An 18,389-nucleotide genomic window follows, 5' to 3' on the forward strand; every position below is an offset into this window, starting at 1 on the left:
GGGTTGAAAGGGTCATTCGTGCATTTCGGCTTATACTCCAGATTTCGAAATTATAAACCCAAATCGTCAAATTATAATCCAAAATCGGGATTTATAATCCAAATCCCGAAATTATAATCCAAATCCCGAAATTATAATCCAAATCCGGAATTTATAATCCAAATCTCGAAATTATAATCCAAAACAAAAAGAGGCTGAGATTAAAAGGACATTGCACTTCCTTTTGAATCAGCCTCTTTTTACCTTAACCTGGTTGAACACTGAGCATCGGTGGTGTTTCAATCAGCTTGACGATTTCGTTCTTCGGACAGCTTTCTTTCGAATCCAGATAGTCGTCCATGCGCTGGAAAATCTGCTTGCGGCGCCATCTATTTTCCAATACGTGCGCAATGTTCTCTTCAAAATTGTCCGCTTCAATCGGTATGATCAGCTGTTTTTCACTTAAGCCCTTCAGGTTGTATTGTTCCTGACCGGGGAGTGCTGAATGAACGAAAATCAACAGCCTCTTCTTCAATGCTTCACTGATCGTGATGCCTCCAGGCTTCGTAATAATCGCATCAGCTTGCTCATATAAACGGTTCATCTCGCCACGACTCTCGATATACGGTCTGGGCTCGATATGCGCGACACCCCATGATTTCAGTTCCTTGTAGAGCTTTTCATTTTTACCGCATAAGACCGTGTAGCGATATCGGGAGTCAGAGCGAACGGGTTTCAAATATTCGAGTATGCTTCCGACCCCACTGCTGCCGCCAGCGAGCAGTATGTGCTTTTTCTCAGATGGTCGTCGTACTGTATATGAAACGATGTCCTCACTCGTCGGTATGCCTGTAATCACGATTTGATCTTCAGCAACCCCATGGTTCATCATCAGATCTCGTTTCATCAGCTCATCATTGACAAGATGGAGATCGATGCCTTCCTTCCCCCAGATGCCGTTGATGAAAAAGTCCGTATACACGTTAACGGTCGGAACATCGACGCGATGGTCCTTTTTCAACCGGTTCAGAATACTGGATGGAAAACAATGCGTACAAACGATCAAGTCGGGTTGTTCCTCTTCAATCAATTCGAGCATTTTCGCTTCAAATCGGAGCAACTGCACATAATCGAGTGGCATTGCGATCTGTTGATTCCGAGTTTCATACATGAAGTGCTTGTACACCCAATGATACGTTTTCGGGAGGGAGTTGATCCACTTCAAATACATCTTTCCGATTGTCTTTTCCAGCGTCTCATTCCAATAGCTGAGGAAATCGATTTTCTTACACTCGATTTCATCCTCGGAATTCCGAATGGATTCGATCAGCGCATCTGCCACTTGATGATGACCTGATGGCATTTGGAACAACGGCAGGAACAGTATTTTCTTCATGCTTCGCTCCCTCCTCTCCATCTCCACTTTTTCACCAAAACAACCCCGACGAATACAACGAGTGCAAGGACACTTAACCATGGTAAAAATTGCAGCGGAATCCGATCGCCGATCCAGAAACCGACCATAATGTAACCTATTGTCCAAAGGGCACTACTGATGAGTCCAAGAACGGTGTAGACACCGATCGGGTAGCTGCTTGTTCCGGCAACGTACGGAGCAATCTGTCTGAACCCAGGAACGAACATGCTGAACAGGATGGTCACTTTCCCGTATTCATGGAACTTCCTGCTGACTTTTCCCCACAGATCAGGCGTGATTTTCACATAATGCCCATATCGTTGGATGAACGGTACGCCGAAATAACGGCCGATGGCGTAAGAAACGGCTAGCCCTAAGATGGTCCCGGTGAACGCACTGAATAACGTCCAGCTGAGCATCAAATGGAACTGAGCTGCCAGCATGCCAATCAACACCATAAACGTTTCTTCCGGTGCAGGAATGCCGACGATTCCACAGAACAACGTTAACAGAATGATCCAATATCCATATGTCTCAAGTGCAATCATCACATTGTCAAAACTCATAGTATCCTCTTCTTCTGTTCCTTTTGTAATGATTTCCTATCAAGGTGTTCGTCCAGGTTGACGCATTTATAGCCTTTATTCAACGCTTCTGGCAAGAAACGTTTCAGAGCTTGAATCGTGCTTTCAGGTGCAGTCATATCCGCTGTTCGGTTCGATCCATCATCATGTAAAAGATAGATTTCCCCGTCGGACAAACGGTCGAGCATCTTTTCCTTCAGCTGACCAGGGTCTTGCACTTTCCAGTCTTGAAAAATCGAAGACCATAGCACCAATGTATATTCCTTTGCATAGTGGAAGGTAAACCAGTTCAGGCGACCATATGGCGGTCGATAATAGACGGGTCTAATTCCGGTTGTTTCTTCAATCAAATCTGCGGATCTCTCAATCTCTTTTTTCAAAGCAAAAGGTGTCAGGTACCAGCTGTCAGTATGCGTATAATGATGAACCCCGACCTGATGTCCTTCTGCCACCATCCGTTTTACCATTTCAGGATGTTCTTTCACATGATCAGCTACGACAAAAAAGGTCGCTTTACAATCATATCGTTTCAATAGTTCCAACAATTGCGGTGTATATTGCGGGTTTGGCCCGTCATCAAACGTCAATGCAAGTGTCTTTTCCTGATGTCCTTTTTTAATCATGCCAATGGATGATGTGCGGAACAGCACCGTAGGAACGACTCCATAAAGGAGAAATGCGCACAAACCTACGACAAAAATCCACAAAATGATATCCATTTCTACTTCACCTTCATACATTTGATAAATACTTTCACAATCATAACACATCCATCACAGGTGGCTGTTGAAAAAGCTACAACCTCCCTGATTCTACCAAATTCGAGCTTGTTCGGGAAGTGAGTTTAATAGCTCCAAGGTAAAATTTGTGCGTTCCCCTCAAACTTCCTGAATTCCTTTGTTCCCCTTACAAACGACCATACACTCCCTCTCAAAATACATATAGTGATAGGAGGAAATAAAACGTAAAGGAAGATTGGATGAGTAACAAGCTCCCCTCTTTTTATATAGATCTTGATCGATTCGACTGGAAAGCGATGAGGAACAATTTTTGGTCGGATGAGCTGTATGATGCGACCTTGACTGCACATAACCAAGAACACGATATCGGGTTTGCCTTTCGTGGTAACCATACCCGTAAAGTGGAAAAGAAATCATATGAATGTATTTTCCCTTTGGTGACCCAAGGAATTAAAGAGTTGCATTTGAATGCTGAATTCTACGATAAATCGTTGATCCGGAACAAATTGTCTTTTGAATTTTTCTCAGATCTAGGCGTACTTGCCCCAAAGTCTGAGCATATCACCCTGACCATCAACGATCGATTTAAAGGTGTTTACTTGCAAATCGAATCTGTAGACCGGTTCTTCTTGAAAATCAGAAATCTACCTAGTGGTGCAATCTTTTATGCAGAAAATGATAACGCGAATTTTTCATTGATGAGTCCGATCCGGAATGAACTGAAACGGAGACTGGATTCAGGATATAGCTGTAAAGAAGGAAATGAAGAGGATAAAGAAGCTTTGAGGGATCTCGTCTATCAGATCAATACGATTGAGAGTTCGAGATTCGAAAAGGACATTCAGGACTATGTCGATGTAGATCGATACTTGCGCTGGTTAGCAGGCGTTGTTTGTACGCAGAACTATGACGGATTCATCCATAACTATGCGTTGTATAAGCGGAGCGATACGGGTTTATACGAGATGATACCGTGGGATTACGATGCTACATGGGGTCGCGATATTCACGGAGATATCATGGAATTCGACTATACGCCGATCACCGGATTCAACACGTTGACTGGCCGAATCATAGATACACCCGCTTTCCGCGAACGCTACTACCACTTGATGAAGGATATCCTGGATCGAGAATTTACGGAAGAATATCAACGACCAAGAATCGAAGCGATGTATGAGAGCATTGCGCCTTATGTGGAAAAAGACCCCTTTCTGCAAGATACACTCCATCATTTTTACGATGAACCAACCGTTATCTACAACTATATCAACGGACGTAACCGATTCTTACGTGAACAATTGAACCAATTGAAATAAAGGCGTTTCATGGAACGCCTTTTAATTTTTTCGTAAAATGACCGACTGGAAGTGGAATGGTCCTCCGACGAGCTCTTTCGGTACAACATTGAAGTATTCGATCTGGAAGATTTCTGATAGGACTTCTTTCAGGTCCTCGTCCTGGAAAAACGAAAAGAACCGTTTCGGCTCGTGGAAATCGCCTTCCCAAACGCCTTCTGAATCCTGACCGCCATAAACACCCATGTAAAAAAGACCACCCGGCTTCATCACTCTTTTGATCTCTTTTAACACGGAAGGCAAATCGGATTTCGGAATATGAAGAAGACAATTCAGAGCCCAAACGGCATCAAACTTCTCGTCCGGAATCTCCAGGTTGTCGAAGCTCATCACCTCTGCATCAAGGCCTTTTTCACGGCAGATTCGAACCGATTCAGGTGAGAGGTCGGTACTTAACGTCTTTAGACCTTGTTGTTGGAAAAACAGACTGTCTCTCCCAGGTCCTGCGCCGACTTCAAGTAATGTCTGCTTTTCTTCGTTTTGGAGATGTGTTAGGAAGACATCCCGCTCAGCGACCTTCCAATCTTGTGTCGGACTCTCATTTCGTGCATCGGACTGTTGATCATATGCTGTGGCTAAATTCTTTTTGATTTCACTGTACAACATCTGCATTCTCCTCGATCCATTTAATGATTTCTTTTGCTACATCCTCCGGACAGTCCCAGTGGACGTTGTGTTTTGTATTCTCAATTCCTATAACATTCAGATCGTTAATTTTCTCATATATGCTCTTTATGGCTGCACTTCTTGTAGGGTCCTTTTCCGGTTGGGTCGCATGGAACAACAACACAGGACAATGAATGTATTGATATGTCGTCGAACAAGGTTCTGAGTAAAATGCTCTTATGGTTGAGATGACACTGAATACGTCTGCCTTCAAATGATATTTCCCATTCACCTCACGAAAGTTTGACCTGATGAGATGATTAAACGAGGCATCCAATGCACCTGTCGTATAATCCTGATAAGTATTGAGAACCCCATTCCAATCTTTGTATCTCGCGGATTCCATGTATGCTTTCCAAGCTTCAAGTGCTTGTTCTTCTGATAGGTTTACGTTTTCCGGGAACATGTAACCCCCATCAATTAATACAACTCCCCTCACCATGCTCGGGAATTCTTTTGCAAAGTGAAGCGCAAGATCACCACCCCACGAATGACCGATTATGGAAAATGGTTCTGTTGTGATGGTCTCGACAACTCGATTGAGCTTATCGACCATTGTGGAAAACCGATAATCCCTCTCCTTTGTAAAAGGATCCGTATCACCATGGCCTGGAAGATCCAAAAGAATCAGGTGAAACTTCTTATTGAGAAATTCCGTAAGTTGAACAAAAGAAAAAGAATCACTCGTCAATCCATGAAGACAAAGGATTTTCGGGTTCTGAGGATTTCCGGATTCATAACCGTAGAACGTGTGACCGTCTATTGTTCTTGTGAAATCTCTCATAACGTCTCCTCCATTTTTAAACTTCCACTCTGTTGTATACGAGATTTGAAGTTGGTATTCCTGCTTTTCATCGCTTTTAACGACTGTTGGGAGACTGGATTTCATGATACACTGTTTGTTGGTTTGGAGGAATGATTATGGAAGAACCCCCGTTAAATATACATAACACCTATGTGATCGAAGAAGGCGCATTTACTACTCGGCAAATCCGGTATTGTTCGGTGGATGGTGAGCTTGTATTTCAGATAGAGGATACGAAGAAATCCATCAGTGAGCGGATCTTGAAGGTCATCCCCCTTTATTCATTGTTGAGCTCAATAAGAAGATCTCATTTTATCTCAACCGCACCCGATCGGGAGCAGCCACTTTTTCATGTGGAAAAGAAACCAGGATTTACGGAGCACTATCGGGTTTATGATGAAAATGGTGATTTCGTAGCACAAATTCGAAGTGCCTCGAAGTGGAAATTCCAACTTGATGTGGGTGTCTACGAAGAACACCTTGGTACCATTGAAGGCGGAAGTGGTTGGTGGACGTTTGACTCTCCGGAAGGATCCCGCTATTTAGATTACAAACAAAACAGTTATTTACCTGAATATAAAACCAAGAATCCTTTGACAGGCCCAAATGTAGCCAAAATCTCAAACACCTCATCCAAAACACTTTCAATCGTAACCCACGCGATTCCTTTTATAATTGAAGAATTCACCCAAAGACAAAGTTCATAAGGAACGACTCACTATTCAACAAGAAAAAAACACCGGGAACGAATTTCCCGGTGTTCTCCTATTTATGCAGTTTCTTTCAGTTCCTTGTTCTCTTTGTTGAAAAGGACTTGGTCTAGGGCGAAGAGCTTACTGCCGCTTACTGCAAGGTAGATCGTCATCGCTAACAGCGCGAGATCAAATTCATATCCTGCCATCTCCCCATTCCCTGTGAATCCGACTGAAAGTTTTACCGTAAAGATTGCTCCTACCATGATCAGACCGAGCAAGATGGATACAATCCGAGTAGCAAAGCCGATGATCAACGCAATCCCTCCGACAAGCTCAATCACAGCAACCACATAAGCAAGAAATCCGGGCAGGCCGATACTACTGAACCATCCAGCAGTATTCTCCAGTCCTCCCTGGAACTTTCCGAGTCCATGTACAAAGAAAATGATTCCTAACGTAATACGTAAAATGACTGCTCCGATTTCACTGGTGTTCATTTTGTCATTCCTCCTTTTTCATTATGGTAAATCAATCAACATGAAACGCGCGCCAGATTCCGAGACAAGTGCCAATTCATCCAACTCTGTGATGCGTGCAGAATCTCGGTTGTTTAAGATGGCTTCCTCATTCACTGCCACATCTCCTTCAATGACGAATAGGAATATCCGACGATTTTCACCTGGTGCAAAAGTAATCTTTTTCCCTTTTTCAAGTTCGGATAGGTAGATGGTCAAATCCTGATTGATGTTTGCAACGTCATCATTCGAAGCGTTTTTGCTTACAACCGGCAGCAGCTGGTTCTTCATTTTTTCCACATCGAAATTCGTTTGTTCGTATGATGGTGTAACGCCTGCGACCTCGGGCTCGAACCACATTTGCAGGAAGTTCACCTTCTCCGTTGCAGACGGGTTCATTTCTGAGTGAACTACACCGGTACCGGCAGACATGCGTTGTACACCACCGAAAGTGGTTGTCGCTGTATGACCGCCATTGTCTTCGTGCTGCAGATGTCCGTCGAGAACGATCGATACGATCTCCATTTCCTTGTGCGGATGAGCACCGAAACCTCTCATCGGTTCTACGATGTCATCATTCAATACCCGCATCGGTCCGAAATTCATGTTCTTTGGATCAAAATACTCCGCAAACGAAAAACTGAAGTTGCTTTTCAACCAGCCATGATCGGCTGTGTATCTGGAATCTGCTGGATAAACTTTAATCATCATGATTGCCTCCTCATAGTTATCTTGAATTCGAGATATTAGGGTAAAAAAATCTAGTGGACCTTTAAGAAATTATCTCGAATCCGAGATATATTGTATAACTTGCAGTCTTGACTTGTCAACACTCCATATAAAAGAAGACCTCACTTTAAATGTGAAGTCCCCTATCGTACAATTATTTTACTGTAAAAAAGCAATAGAAACGAGGCTCGATTCGACTGGATGAGAAAGCATCAACAAGTGATCAGACTTATTGATCTGTGTAATTTGCAAGTCCGACATGATCCTCTTGTATTCGAAAAGATCGATTTCATTTGAATCACGGAACTCTTTCGGTAAAATCAATTGATCCGCCAAAATCAGAAGGATCGGCGCTTTAACTTTGGATGCGACATCCTTTCTGAAGTTCATCGACGCAACATCCTCAAGATACCCTCTCAGAGCATCATCCGGCGTTTTATGGACGAAAACCCCTTCCTCAGTCTGTTCAAAACAGATTTTGTGAGCGTTCTTAATAAGGGGAATGACATCTCTCGTTACTTCGACTCCTGCCAGCTTCATCTCTTTGATATGTTCACTCAAGTGGCTGTCCAGCTCCCGCTCTGTTTTGAAAGTCGGCTGCGACAGATCGCCTTCGACTGAGTCCACTTCGTAATAACCGCCATCCAACAAAATCACACGATCGACTTTTTCAGGGTAATGGAGCGCAAAATACTGAGCGACCCAACAAAAATAAGAACCAGCGACAATGGAGACGAACTCGATTTTCAAATCTTCCAACACGAGCAAAAGATCCTTTGATGCCTGTTCAAGTGTGTAAGGGCCTTCTACAAGCGAGTCCCCGTGCCCTCTGAAGTCCAAGGCAATACAGCGATATTGACCCGCGAACTGCTCAATCATCTTCTCATAAGATTCTTTTGTTTCTCCCAATCCATGTAAAAACACGACCACCGGAAGGTTCACCTCAGCTGTATCTATAAAAGAGATTCCGTCGACATAAGAAATATTTTTCGTCAATGAATTGGTCATCTGATCTCTCTCCTTTTTTCGAGGATATGTAACCCTTCGAGAAATGGATTAGTTTTCCTTTAACCTTTTTGTAAAAAATGTCGCTGATGAATACTGAGGACTTTCGAAGTGTATTGAAAAAGCGACCTCACTCTATCGTGAGATCGCAGGCTGTATGTGGGTTAGGAATGGACATGCTCTTTCTTCGTTTTCGTTCGAAGTCTTTCGCTTGCTGTTTTAGTCGAGTGACTCACCGGCTTCAGTCCTAATGCTTTTGCTAATCCGAACTTCGGCATGTTCCCATAGATTGATTCAAATTGATTCGGCTTGATCAGATACGTTTCGTGATAAATGCCGACCGCTTCATTTTTACCCACTTTCTTGTTGAAGTCATTCCATGCTTTCAGATGCTTCTGGCCTCGGGAATACTTCATCAAATCCTCTTCCGTTTCCCAATACTGTACCATGAGGGTCGTTCGTAAGTTGAAAAAATTCTCCATCGTCAGGAATCCTAACTGTTTATTCGTGTATAGCTCTTTGATCATTGGTGGCATCGCGAGAAAGACGGGTAGCCATTTGTGGATGGCCCACCATTTGTTGATTCGCATGCCAATCAGAAACACCACGAACTCATCCGAACCGCTTGTTTCAACCGTATACCTTCCTTGAAGAATCTCCTTCGCCATCCTTACTCCTCCTTAAGGTTTAATATGGTTTGTTTCGTTTTCACACACCAGTCCATTGCCGCTTCTGTCGTACACAGTCCATAATCCAAAGTAATGATCCAAAATGGTGCATCTCCTTCATTGCATAAATCGGATAAAATCATCTCTTTAATCCCTGCATATGTGTTGTATCTCTCGTTGAGTTTTTTGTGGTATGTGTCCAGTAAATCAATCGTAGTGGATGTTTGTTGATGACGGCTGAAAAACAGCTTCAAAAGCAGGTCGTTCTTTTCAGAAGGCAGTTCTTGGATGGGTTGCTGGAGCCAGTTTCGTAGGGTTTCTTCTCCTGTTGGTGTAATAAAGTATTCTTTTTTGTCTGGCTTTCCTTCTTGAGAGGAAAGCTTCACGTCCGCAAATCCTTGATCTACGAGCCGTTTCAATGTCGGGTAGATTTGTCCGTAGCTGATTTTCCAAAAATGATTCAGGCTACCGTCGATCATCTTCTTCATCGCGTATCCGGTATGATATCCCGTAGTCAACAGTCCGAGAATGGCATATTGCGTGTAGTTTTCTTTAGCCATTGTACACCTCATTAGTAATGTATCTTTTTGATACATATCTATTTGATATATACTGTAACAACTTTACACTCGTAAGTAAACCTTTTAGTTGAAAAAATGGTCCCGGATCTTTTTGTAGGGAGGAGGATTGCACTGTTTTCAATACCGATGAGAAATGATGAACCCAGATTCGTGATTTATAATCCAAATCCAAGAATTATAATCCAAAACCTCATTCTATACTGAAAAATTTCCGATACGATCGGAAATCTCCTCATTAAGAAAAAGACCCCGAAGGTACTTCCTTCAGGGTCTCCCTTAAACTTATAACGTTTTAACGACGGCCATTTCTTTTCCAAAGCGATCGCCATGGTCGACAAATCCAAGGCTTTCATACAATTGGTGAGCCCCTTTGTTCTCTGGATGATAGCCAACGACGATTTTCTTCGCATCCGGTAGCTTTGCCATTTCACCGAGCATCAATTCAGTTGCAATTTTCCCGATACCTTTTCGCTGATACGCTTCATCGAGCATGATTCGGTAGATCCAGTAGCCATCGAGCTCTTCTTTTTCACTATTGAACATCAAGAAACCGACGACTTTTTCACCATAATAGATCGCAAAAGCTTTCAAAGAGGGTTCAAATTTCGTCTGTGCAATGGAGACTGCATTCGATTCCATGTAAGCTTCTTGATCCTTTGTTAAGGTTAACTGACAGCATTCATACCAATTTTCTTCATTCAATTCTACGATTTCTACTTCGTTGTTTTTCATGTGTTGACTCCTTTTGCTTGTAGTGGCCGTAATTGATCCAATACGTGAAGGTCGCTCATTTCACACCAGATCTCTTGGATCCGACCTTCTTCAAACCGGATGATCATCAACCCGGTTTCTTTTACACGCTGGTCGGTAGACGGAATGTCCAACCACCCACCCTTGTACGTCATGTGACCTGTGTATCGGACTACAGCCTTTTCTCCACTTTCAAAATAATCCTCAATGATCCACTCATCATCAACGAAAACATTTCTGAACCATCCCATGAAGTCGGCAATGAATTCTTCTTGCCCGTTGAAGGCATGATTTGGAACATGCACGATTAAATCTGAATGAGTAATTTCTTTTAAACTATGTACATCCCCTTTGGTAAAAACCTCGCTGAACCATTTCTTGACGATATGTATGTGTTGCATAGGATCACTCCTTGGACTAAGGTTACTACCACCTTCTCCTTCTGTTGAAGGACCCCTTCCAAAAGAAGCGAATGGTCATAAAAAGGACATACTTTTATCTAGTGGATGTTAATTGAGATTAATGATCCCCTAGTTCAGTCATCCACTTCATTACTTTTTTCCGCGGATAATATATATTCCCATTCAATCGGATGTGTGGAATATCCGGGTATTCTTGGATTAATGCTTTCGCATCTTCTTTCGAAACTCCAATATGATGATGAATCTGGTCTTCCTTTACAAAGTTATCAGAATCCGATGAATCAAGGCTATCCATCAAACTTTTGCCATTTGGATTTTTGAAGTTCTTCAGCCCTTCTCCAATAAAAAAAGCAGCCCCGACCAGACCGAGCCCAATCCACATTAAATCCATTCCAATTCCCCCATGATTGTTGTTATGTTCCTTTTATACGTTTTGAAAAATTAGAAGTTTCAGGTGAGCACTATGTTACACGAACCTCAATGGCCAGTACTCCATATTGCTTCTCTTGCTCAGGTGTATAAATTTCATAAGTTCCGTCTACTAATTCTTGAAGTGTCCAGCCTGCGCATCCCATTTTTGAGTAAGGGAGATCTTCGTATAATTCATTGAAAGTTTGATAGTGTTTCAGCTTAATAACATCCACTTGCAATGTCTCATCCTGATCTGGCAGTTTTGTAAACTCGATTGTGTCCCCGATTTGAATACGTCTTCTCTTCTCATCATTCAACCGGATTTCAATCGTCTTATGTCCAGACTCCATCAAATCAAAATACTCTTCATACAAGCTCATCTTATGTAACATGTTCATCTCTCCCGTTCGCCTGTTCCTGCAAATAATGCTCGTATGCTTCAACGTGTTTTTCTTTATCGGGTACGAGTACGTCCATTTTCTTCTTCAACTTAAGTATTTGATATAGTCCGTAGAGGATGCTGCCAAAAACAAGCCCGAATGCGAGAATTCCTCCTATTAATGGCCCCATGCTCATGAGCACGAATCCTAATATACTGGCTAACACAATAAAAATAGGTAAGTACATCTCATCCCCTCCCCCAAACCATGTTAACATATATTTCCTTTATTGAATGAACTAAAAAAGAAGCCTTCACATGCAGAAGGCTTCTTCTTAAACGTTATTAATAGTTATTAAAAAAGCGTGTCATCGCTACTGCAAAGTCACCTCGCGTCAGTTCTTTCGCTGGGTGGAACTCTGCATGGATGGTCGGTTCCTTGTCGTAAGGGCCTTGGCTTGATGTGAAGTGTGCGTTGAAGATACCAAGGTCTAGTGCCAACTGCACGTATCCTTTCAATTCTGCCGGGATGTCTCCAGCATCCTCCACCGGCAGTCTTTCTCCTTTATAAGCGACTGTCACATCGCCTTCAAAGCTACGCGCTTCCTCTTGAAGTCCTAAGCTTTGGATGAGCGTATAAGCGAGTTCCGCTCGAGTAACGCTCTCCTCACCGTCCACTGAATTCATAACGCCATCGTGTGTATACTCACCTTTTAACGCTGAACCTTTCGTAATCACTGCGTCAACTGCCGCATCAGAACTTGTCTGATCGACTTGGCGGATTCCCGCTCCCATGAGAAGGTAGCTTGCCAGGTCTCCTTCAGTCAACAGGTCATCTGCGTTAAAATCGCCTTCGGCTTCCGCATCAAACAACCGCTCGTTGATTCCAAGCTTGATTGCATCTGCTGCTGCATGCCCTTCAATGTCTCCGAGACCATTCATGACACTCGCTGTTTTTTGGGTGAGTGTACCGACGACTTTTTCCGGTAAAGCGACTCCTGGATAAGCACTCACTTCAAGCTTCCATTCACCTGCAACCGGATTGTCGACCGTAATCGTGTTAACGAGGTCGATGCTGTACGTCGGGTTGAAACCTGATTCATACACTTCTCCGTTCGGATCCGTAATCGTGAACACGAGCGGATTTCCACCTTCTTCAGTAAACGTGTCTCCGTCCGCATACATTTTCGCTACGAGCTGTGCTTGGTTTTCTTTTACGTTGAAAGTCGTTTCGTTCGTTCCAGTAGGATCATAATCCATTTCATAGTTTTCACGTGTGACGTCCATAGAACTATAAGCGTTGAACGTCTTGTCTTTGTTCACCGTCGCTCCGTACTTTTTATCAGGATGGAAAGCCAGGTCGACTGCGCCGTATGCATTCACATATCCAGAGCCGACTTCATACGCTTCACGACCTGGAATGTTCGTTGCCGTACGACTGATGAGCTCCTTCACTTCACTCGGTGACAAGGTCGGATCTGCATCTAAAAGTAAAGCGACGATACCAGCGACATGAGGGGTCGCCATCGATGTTCCGTTCAACATCGTATAGTACGGTAGGTAAGCTGCCGGGATGTTGTCTTTATCTTTATCCGTCGCGATGACACCGACAGGAGAAACGGTCCGCGCTGAGATGATATCCACTCCAGGAGCGGTCACTGTCGGCTGGTCCTTCCACGTCCATGTTTCTCCATCGACTTCAAACGTTTCTTCCACGCCTCTCGTTCCACGGGATGAAAAGCTTGCGAGCGTGCCATCCTTCACACCTGCTGCTACTGAAATGACCCAAGGCGCTTTTGCATATGGATTGTGTGTATCCTCATCCGGTCCTGCATTCCCAGCTGCGAAAAGAACGGTGATTCCGCGATCAAAACAGTCTTTCGTCGCAACGTTCACTGGATCGTCTACGAAAAAGTCGTCATTCGATCCCCAGGAGTTGGTGATGACGCGAATGTTGTACTCATTCTGATGTGTAATCGCATAGTCGAATCCACCGACCAGATCGAGAATCAGCACGCCTCCTCCTGAGCCATAACCAATCAGGTCTGCGCCGGGTGCAACTCCTTCATAAATTCCGCCTGAAGCTGCGCCAGTTCCTCCAACCGTTCCAGCTACGTGCGTTCCATGTCCAGAGTTCGTATCCGTATTCACCACATCTTCTTGGTAGACAATAGGCGTCAGTCCTGTCGTCTTCGCCATGTTCGTCGTGGCTAGTACGTTTTGCACGAGATTCTTACCAAGTTTCAGGTCTGGGTGCGCACCATCAACACCACTGTCGTTGACGACAACGCCGATTCCTTTACCAGATACAGGGAACCCGTCGTTCGCCTTCTGCATGTCTTTGTCAGTTCGAACTTTGTTGACGCCTGTCAATTCCGTCGCGTCCCCATTGTACATCTCCACTTTACGGTTCAAGTAAAGGGAACGGACATCGTCCTTTTGAGACAATGCTTCAATTTGATCAGCGGTTGCCATCACACCTGCAATCGGTAGGGATTTCATCGTAATCCCCGTGTTGATGCCTAATGCTTTTAACAGATCCACGTTCTCTATTGTTGGAGCCCCTTCACCATGGAAGGTGACGATGACATTCAGCAGCCCAGTCGAGTCTTTCATTTTATCCAAAAGGTGCTGGTCGATCGTTGCTGTGCCATTATCCGTTGTTGCACTGCCACTACTTGTTGGTAAAAATAATCCGATAACCAATACTGCAGCCATCAGTATTGAAATGAGTGATTTGTTTCTCTTCAAATGAACGCACTTCCTTTTCCTGAAATTTCTGACATTCTCACTACATCAATTATCACACCGTTCAGGCCCGTAATCTATTAGGAGAAAGGCATATTTGCAGGTGAAAGAAAGTAGTAGATCGAGCTAGTACCTAAGGGGTAAGCCATGATATTTGGTCTAATAAAAATGCGACTACCTTTTACAGGTAATCGCAATATGTACAATTTAAGCATGATCAGTGAAGACTTTTCGGTAGGTAACGAGCAGTCCTCCAACTAACACGGATAAGACAACGAATGAAAGCACAAATAGGATAGGTGATACAGTAAAGCCAAATGCCACTTCATTCGAGAGAGGTGTTCCATTTGATAGTTCCGGGGTATAGTTCCATGTTTGAACAAAACCTATAACAAGGATGGAAACAAAATAAATAAGGTGTAAGATGGCAGAAACCATCATGGATTTCAGTATTAATTTCTTCAATTTAAAACTCCGTTCCTTTCCATTTCATTTTCATTCGGGATGCGATCTCTTGTTCATTCGTGCCTGGGCTTTTCTCCAGTTCTTGTACGACACGTTTTTGTCGCTCTGGAGAATGATTTTGACTCAGCTTCTCTTTGCCTTCCACTTGATCAATCTTGATCCTGAAGCCCTGAACCGCTTTACTCATTCCCTCAATATAACCGGTATCCACTTCATTAAGCTGATAAGGACTGTCTTTCTCTTCATATTTTTGTACCATTTCACGAAATGAACCCATCAGCTCTTCTTGGTCGGTCACAAGCTCCAAGGTTCCATAGACGTGGACCGTCACATAATTCCAGGTCGGAACCGCTCGATCCGTTTCATACCAGGAAGGAGAAATGTAACTGTGTGGACCGTGGAATATGGTAAGCACACGCTGGTTCTCAATGTCCTTCCATTGCGGATTCGCACGTGCAAAATGGCCGTATAGGTATGTCCGATCATCATTGATCAGAATCGGCAAATGGGTTGCAAACGGTATACCATCATGCTGGGAAATGAGGGTTGCAAAGCTATACTCATCTATGAACTTATAAGCCATTTCAGGCTCTATCATTTTAAAATGTGAAGGGATATACATGAGGTCCTCCTCTAGACAAGCTTATACATCAGAATATCATCTGCGTATTCATTTTCGTTGAACTTGAATTCGTTCACCTTTCGTCCTTCTTCTAAGAAACCTAAGCTCTTATACAATGAAATCGCTCTATGGTTCGTTGAAAATACACCCAAACTCACTTTTTCAATCAATGAGTTCTCTTCTGCCCAATTTAAGAGAGCACTTACGAGCAATCGTCCAAGTCCGCGGTCTCTAAACTCTTTTCGTATCATCAATCCAAAGGATCCTGTATGAGCCATACGCTTTCGTTCTTGTGCAATGAACACGATCCACCCAACTACATGGCCATCAATTTCAGCCACTAGCAATGTATCCCGCTCATTCTCGATTCTCGCTTGAACCCATTCTCTTTGTTCCTCATGTGTTCTCGTAAACTCGTCAGAAACTGCAATGAAGTAGTCACCTTCCGTAATCACATCGATATGTATGTCCAAAACCGCTTCGGCATCTTCTAATACGGCAGATCTAATCAGGCAGATTTGATCATCTTTTAACACGGTCATCTCGGTCTCCAATCTATCTCTAAATACTTATCCAGCTTTCCATTCATAAAGTATATCGGGCAGATTCTCTTCGTTTTCATGGCCTCTGCCAATGATCTCAAATCCCTTTTTCTCATAAAAATGCTGTGCTTTCTTATTCACCTCAAAAGTGTACACCTGCAATTTCCCAGTTGAGTGTGCCATTGCGTTCTCAAGCAGTCTACTCCCGATTCCTAAGCGTTGATAACCGGTATGAATATAGAGCTGGCTTATTTGAGAATCATGATATGCGATGACGCCAACCACTTTCTCCTCCACAACTGCTATCTCAATTTTGAATTCTGTAGGTAAGATGTGATCTAGAAAGTATACATGATTTTCAAAGCTATGCACTTCTTTCTGACCAATCGCCTCGTATTTGCTATCTCGCCACATCTTGACTGTTTGTACAGCATATTTAGGATCATAAGGAATAATCATGATGTCATTCTGTTTCAATGCATTACATCCTTTCGATTACAATCATCTCTTGTTCACAATCCGCAACTTAAAGTTTCGATTTATTCGTTGCTGAATCCTTTATTTGTCATAGAAAAAGAAGCTGCTTGTTACAGCAGCTTCTTTCAACAAATCAATGGTGTCCGTAATGTTGGCTTCGGTCCGTGAGCGGAATGTCATCGTAGCGATCCGGATCGATGTCATACACATCTCCTGATGCCATGCCATTGATTATACCGTACAGACCCCTCTCAACCGCTTTGACAAGTTGTCCAATCCGCTTTTGACCATAGCTTTGCGTTTGACCTGTCACTTCGAACAGCACTGCTCCACTTCCATTAAGAGCAAAAGATCCAAGTGCCGTACCTGGGAGATCAAGATTTTGTGGATATAATGAAATATTGCCGAACGGTGAATTGCCCATTTCTTGCAACGCATCATAGGCTGCAACATTCAATTGCTTGGATAAATCACCATCATACGTGTCGGCATACTCACTATACTTCTCACCTTCAGATGAACTCGGATCTGGTACGAAACTTCCTGATAGGGATAGGGTTACAGGCTCTCCGCTACCTTCAACCTTATAGACTCCTTGATGATGAAGGTCGATGAAACCATCAACTGTACCAAATTCCTCAGTCAAGTTTTTATACACATCTCGTACTGTTTGGGCTTCTGGTGTAATGTACCATCCTGGCTCAGAAGATTGACCTGGGAAATCTTCCGGTTGAGGGACGTAATCCAAGTCTGGATTGAAATCCCGGTTTACATCGAATCCAGGATTAGAAGCATAGTCCCAATATTCATTTTGGAACGTGTAGTAATTCCATGAAGGAGTGACCCCTTCTAATTGTGGAAAGTCCTCTTCTACTTCACTCCAAGATCGATCGTTTCCACGGCGATCCAATTCGGTCGCATCGGGATTGATCATCGGCATGGCAACAATCGTCACTTCATCTCGAATTTTTTGAGCTTCAGGCGAGTTATTGGATCCCAAATGCTGAAGAATGTTCAACAGTGCTCTTGTTCCTGTTTTCTCGTTTCCGTGGATCTCACTTTGGATCAACAAGACTTTATCTCCATTACCCACTCTGGCAGTGTAAATTTCACGGTCATGATTGGAATATCCAGCAACCTCTACATCAACAGTTCCTTTGCTGTTCTTTTCAATCTGTTCAAGCTTCCGGCTTAACTCATCATGACTGATGAAACCTGAAGTTGACTGGTTTTGGTTCTGATCGTTGTTGGGACTATTACCTGGCGAATCCGCATAAACAGGACTGATTAATCCAGAGACTAAAAGAATCGAACTGCACAACATGGCCATCTTCTTACTTCGCATAGAATCCCTCCTGATATTTTGATCTTTTTTAACATTCTTTTTCATATTTCGAACTCCTTGCCAAAAAGAAAAAACACAACATTCGTCGTGTTTTGTAAGGTCTTTATTTAGTTCAATCTCATTAAGTGTAGGTACATGTAAGCATACCTTATTGTTTAAAAGTACTTCTTTCCTTTCTTATTCACTAATGTGGTGATGGAATCAGAGACCATCATGATGATGCTGCTTCCTAACAATCCAGCAGCAAAGATGACCGCACCAGTCGCGATATCCTGAGACTGATGATAGGTTGCCCATCCCAGAGCGAATATCCCGTATAGAATAGAAACCATAACCATCGCTAAGCCTAGCTTCATGTTCGAACGGCGGTGCATTTTATTTCGATAAAACAACAACCAACCTCCCAAGAACAAAAAGAGAGCCAACACCTCAATCATTTCGCATCCCCCTCCTTGGTCAATCCCTACTTGTAACATTCGATTTTAT

At 43.2% G+C, this 18,389-nt stretch carries 23 protein-coding genes; 2 read left to right on the forward strand and 21 right to left on the reverse strand.

What is annotated here, in order from left to right; translation table 11 throughout:
- Window positions 1–244: 244 nt before the first annotated feature.
- Genes ACXQIQ_RS07000 through ACXQIQ_RS07010 form a run of 3 tightly spaced genes read right to left on the reverse strand, consistent with a single transcriptional unit; the run spans window position 245 to window position 2,699 of the window.
- Window positions 245–1,375: an MGDG synthase family glycosyltransferase gene (locus ACXQIQ_RS07000; RefSeq protein WP_439299483.1), complete on the reverse strand. Its 1,131-nt coding sequence runs from the start codon at window positions 1,373–1,375 to the stop codon at window positions 245–247.
- Window positions 1,372–1,962: a DedA family protein gene (locus tag ACXQIQ_RS07005; protein WP_439299482.1), complete on the reverse strand. Its 591-nt coding sequence runs from the start codon at window positions 1,960–1,962 to the stop codon at window positions 1,372–1,374. Before ACXQIQ_RS07005 ends, ACXQIQ_RS07000 begins: the two co-directional genes overlap by 4 nt.
- Complete coding sequence (locus tag ACXQIQ_RS07010) at window positions 1,959–2,699, reverse strand: polysaccharide deacetylase family protein (protein WP_439299481.1); 741 nt, start codon at window positions 2,697–2,699, stop codon at window positions 1,959–1,961. Before ACXQIQ_RS07010 ends, ACXQIQ_RS07005 begins: the two co-directional genes overlap by 4 nt.
- A gap of 260 nt (window positions 2,700–2,959) precedes the next feature.
- Between ACXQIQ_RS07010 and ACXQIQ_RS07015 the strand changes: the two genes are divergently transcribed.
- The gene (locus ACXQIQ_RS07015; RefSeq protein WP_439299480.1) at window positions 2,960–4,039 is read left to right on the forward strand and encodes a CotH kinase family protein; all 1,080 of its coding nucleotides are present in this window, start codon (window positions 2,960–2,962) and stop codon (window positions 4,037–4,039) included.
- A 21-nt stretch (window positions 4,040–4,060) separates the two neighbouring features.
- Here ACXQIQ_RS07015 and ACXQIQ_RS07020 read toward each other — a convergent pair whose 3' ends face one another.
- Window positions 4,061–4,684 carry a class I SAM-dependent methyltransferase gene (locus tag ACXQIQ_RS07020; RefSeq protein WP_439299479.1) on the reverse strand — a complete coding sequence of 208 codons (624 nt, stop codon included), beginning with the start codon at window positions 4,682–4,684 and terminating at the stop codon, window positions 4,061–4,063.
- Entirely contained in the window at window positions 4,671–5,528 is an 858-nt protein-coding gene (locus ACXQIQ_RS07025) for an alpha/beta fold hydrolase (protein WP_439299478.1), read from the reverse strand. The genes ACXQIQ_RS07020 and ACXQIQ_RS07025 overlap by 14 nt, the downstream gene beginning before the upstream one ends.
- 137 nt (window positions 5,529–5,665) lie before the next feature.
- On the opposite strand from ACXQIQ_RS07025, the gene ACXQIQ_RS07030 reads away from it, so the two are divergent.
- A complete protein-coding gene (locus ACXQIQ_RS07030; RefSeq protein WP_439299477.1) occupies window positions 5,666–6,256 on the forward strand; it encodes a hypothetical protein in 591 nt (196 codons plus the stop codon).
- A 62-nt stretch (window positions 6,257–6,318) separates the two neighbouring features.
- On the opposite strand, the gene ACXQIQ_RS07035 is transcribed toward ACXQIQ_RS07030, so the two are convergent.
- From ACXQIQ_RS07035 to ACXQIQ_RS07110, 16 genes are all read right to left on the reverse strand, one after another.
- Window positions 6,319–6,741, reverse strand: a complete 423-nt coding sequence (locus ACXQIQ_RS07035) for a DoxX family protein (RefSeq protein WP_439299476.1) — start codon at window positions 6,739–6,741, stop codon at window positions 6,319–6,321.
- A gap of 21 nt (window positions 6,742–6,762) precedes the next feature.
- Window positions 6,763–7,467 carry a pirin family protein gene (locus tag ACXQIQ_RS07040; RefSeq protein WP_439301918.1) on the reverse strand — a complete coding sequence of 235 codons (705 nt, stop codon included), beginning with the start codon at window positions 7,465–7,467 and terminating at the stop codon, window positions 6,763–6,765.
- Window positions 7,468–7,647: 180 nt separating this feature from the next.
- Window positions 7,648–8,496, reverse strand: a complete 849-nt coding sequence (locus ACXQIQ_RS07045) for an alpha/beta fold hydrolase (RefSeq protein ID WP_439299475.1) — start codon at window positions 8,494–8,496, stop codon at window positions 7,648–7,650.
- A gap of 161 nt (window positions 8,497–8,657) precedes the next feature.
- Window positions 8,658–9,161 (reverse strand): DUF4188 domain-containing protein, encoded by a 504-nt coding sequence (locus ACXQIQ_RS07050; RefSeq protein WP_439299474.1) that lies wholly within the window; start codon window positions 9,159–9,161, stop codon window positions 8,658–8,660.
- 2 nt (window positions 9,162–9,163) lie between these two features.
- Window positions 9,164–9,721, reverse strand: coding sequence for a PadR family transcriptional regulator (locus tag ACXQIQ_RS07055; RefSeq protein ID WP_439299473.1), 558 nt, complete (start codon window positions 9,719–9,721; stop codon window positions 9,164–9,166).
- Between the two features lie 303 nt (window positions 9,722–10,024).
- The gene (locus tag ACXQIQ_RS07060) at window positions 10,025–10,474 is read right to left on the reverse strand and encodes a GNAT family N-acetyltransferase (RefSeq protein WP_439299472.1); all 450 of its coding nucleotides are present in this window, start codon (window positions 10,472–10,474) and stop codon (window positions 10,025–10,027) included.
- The gene (locus tag ACXQIQ_RS07065) at window positions 10,471–10,893 is read right to left on the reverse strand and encodes an ester cyclase (RefSeq protein WP_439299471.1); all 423 of its coding nucleotides are present in this window, start codon (window positions 10,891–10,893) and stop codon (window positions 10,471–10,473) included. The genes ACXQIQ_RS07060 and ACXQIQ_RS07065 overlap by 4 nt, the downstream gene beginning before the upstream one ends.
- Before the next feature lie 118 nt (window positions 10,894–11,011).
- A complete protein-coding gene (locus ACXQIQ_RS07070; RefSeq protein WP_439299470.1) occupies window positions 11,012–11,305 on the reverse strand; it encodes a DNA-binding protein in 294 nt (97 codons plus the stop codon).
- Window positions 11,306–11,375: 70 nt separating this feature from the next.
- Window positions 11,376–11,717, reverse strand: a complete 342-nt coding sequence (locus tag ACXQIQ_RS07075; RefSeq protein ID WP_439299469.1) for an ASCH domain-containing protein — start codon at window positions 11,715–11,717, stop codon at window positions 11,376–11,378.
- The gene (locus tag ACXQIQ_RS07080) at window positions 11,707–11,952 is read right to left on the reverse strand and encodes a hypothetical protein (RefSeq protein WP_439299468.1); all 246 of its coding nucleotides are present in this window, start codon (window positions 11,950–11,952) and stop codon (window positions 11,707–11,709) included. The genes ACXQIQ_RS07075 and ACXQIQ_RS07080 overlap by 11 nt, the downstream gene beginning before the upstream one ends.
- Before the next feature lie 97 nt (window positions 11,953–12,049).
- Entirely contained in the window at window positions 12,050–14,455 is a 2,406-nt protein-coding gene (locus ACXQIQ_RS07085; protein WP_439299467.1) for a S8 family serine peptidase, read from the reverse strand.
- 463 nt (window positions 14,456–14,918) lie between these two features.
- Window positions 14,919–15,539, reverse strand: coding sequence for an FMN-binding negative transcriptional regulator (locus ACXQIQ_RS07090; RefSeq protein WP_439299466.1), 621 nt, complete (start codon window positions 15,537–15,539; stop codon window positions 14,919–14,921).
- 11 nt (window positions 15,540–15,550) lie between these two features.
- Window positions 15,551–16,081, reverse strand: a complete 531-nt coding sequence (locus ACXQIQ_RS07095; RefSeq protein WP_439299465.1) for a GNAT family N-acetyltransferase — start codon at window positions 16,079–16,081, stop codon at window positions 15,551–15,553.
- Window positions 16,082–16,108: 27 nt separating this feature from the next.
- On the reverse strand, window positions 16,109–16,558 hold the full coding sequence (locus tag ACXQIQ_RS07100; RefSeq protein WP_439299464.1) for a GNAT family N-acetyltransferase: 450 nt from the start codon (window positions 16,556–16,558) through the stop codon (window positions 16,109–16,111).
- Between the two features lie 133 nt (window positions 16,559–16,691).
- Window positions 16,692–17,903 carry a M14 family zinc carboxypeptidase gene (locus tag ACXQIQ_RS07105; protein WP_439299463.1) on the reverse strand — a complete coding sequence of 404 codons (1,212 nt, stop codon included), beginning with the start codon at window positions 17,901–17,903 and terminating at the stop codon, window positions 16,692–16,694.
- 155 nt (window positions 17,904–18,058) lie between these two features.
- Complete coding sequence (locus ACXQIQ_RS07110) at window positions 18,059–18,340, reverse strand: hypothetical protein (protein WP_439299462.1); 282 nt, start codon at window positions 18,338–18,340, stop codon at window positions 18,059–18,061.
- Between the last annotated feature and the right edge of the window lie 49 nt (window positions 18,341–18,389).

The sequence above is a fragment of the Pseudalkalibacillus sp. Hm43 genome (genome assembly GCF_054170705.1).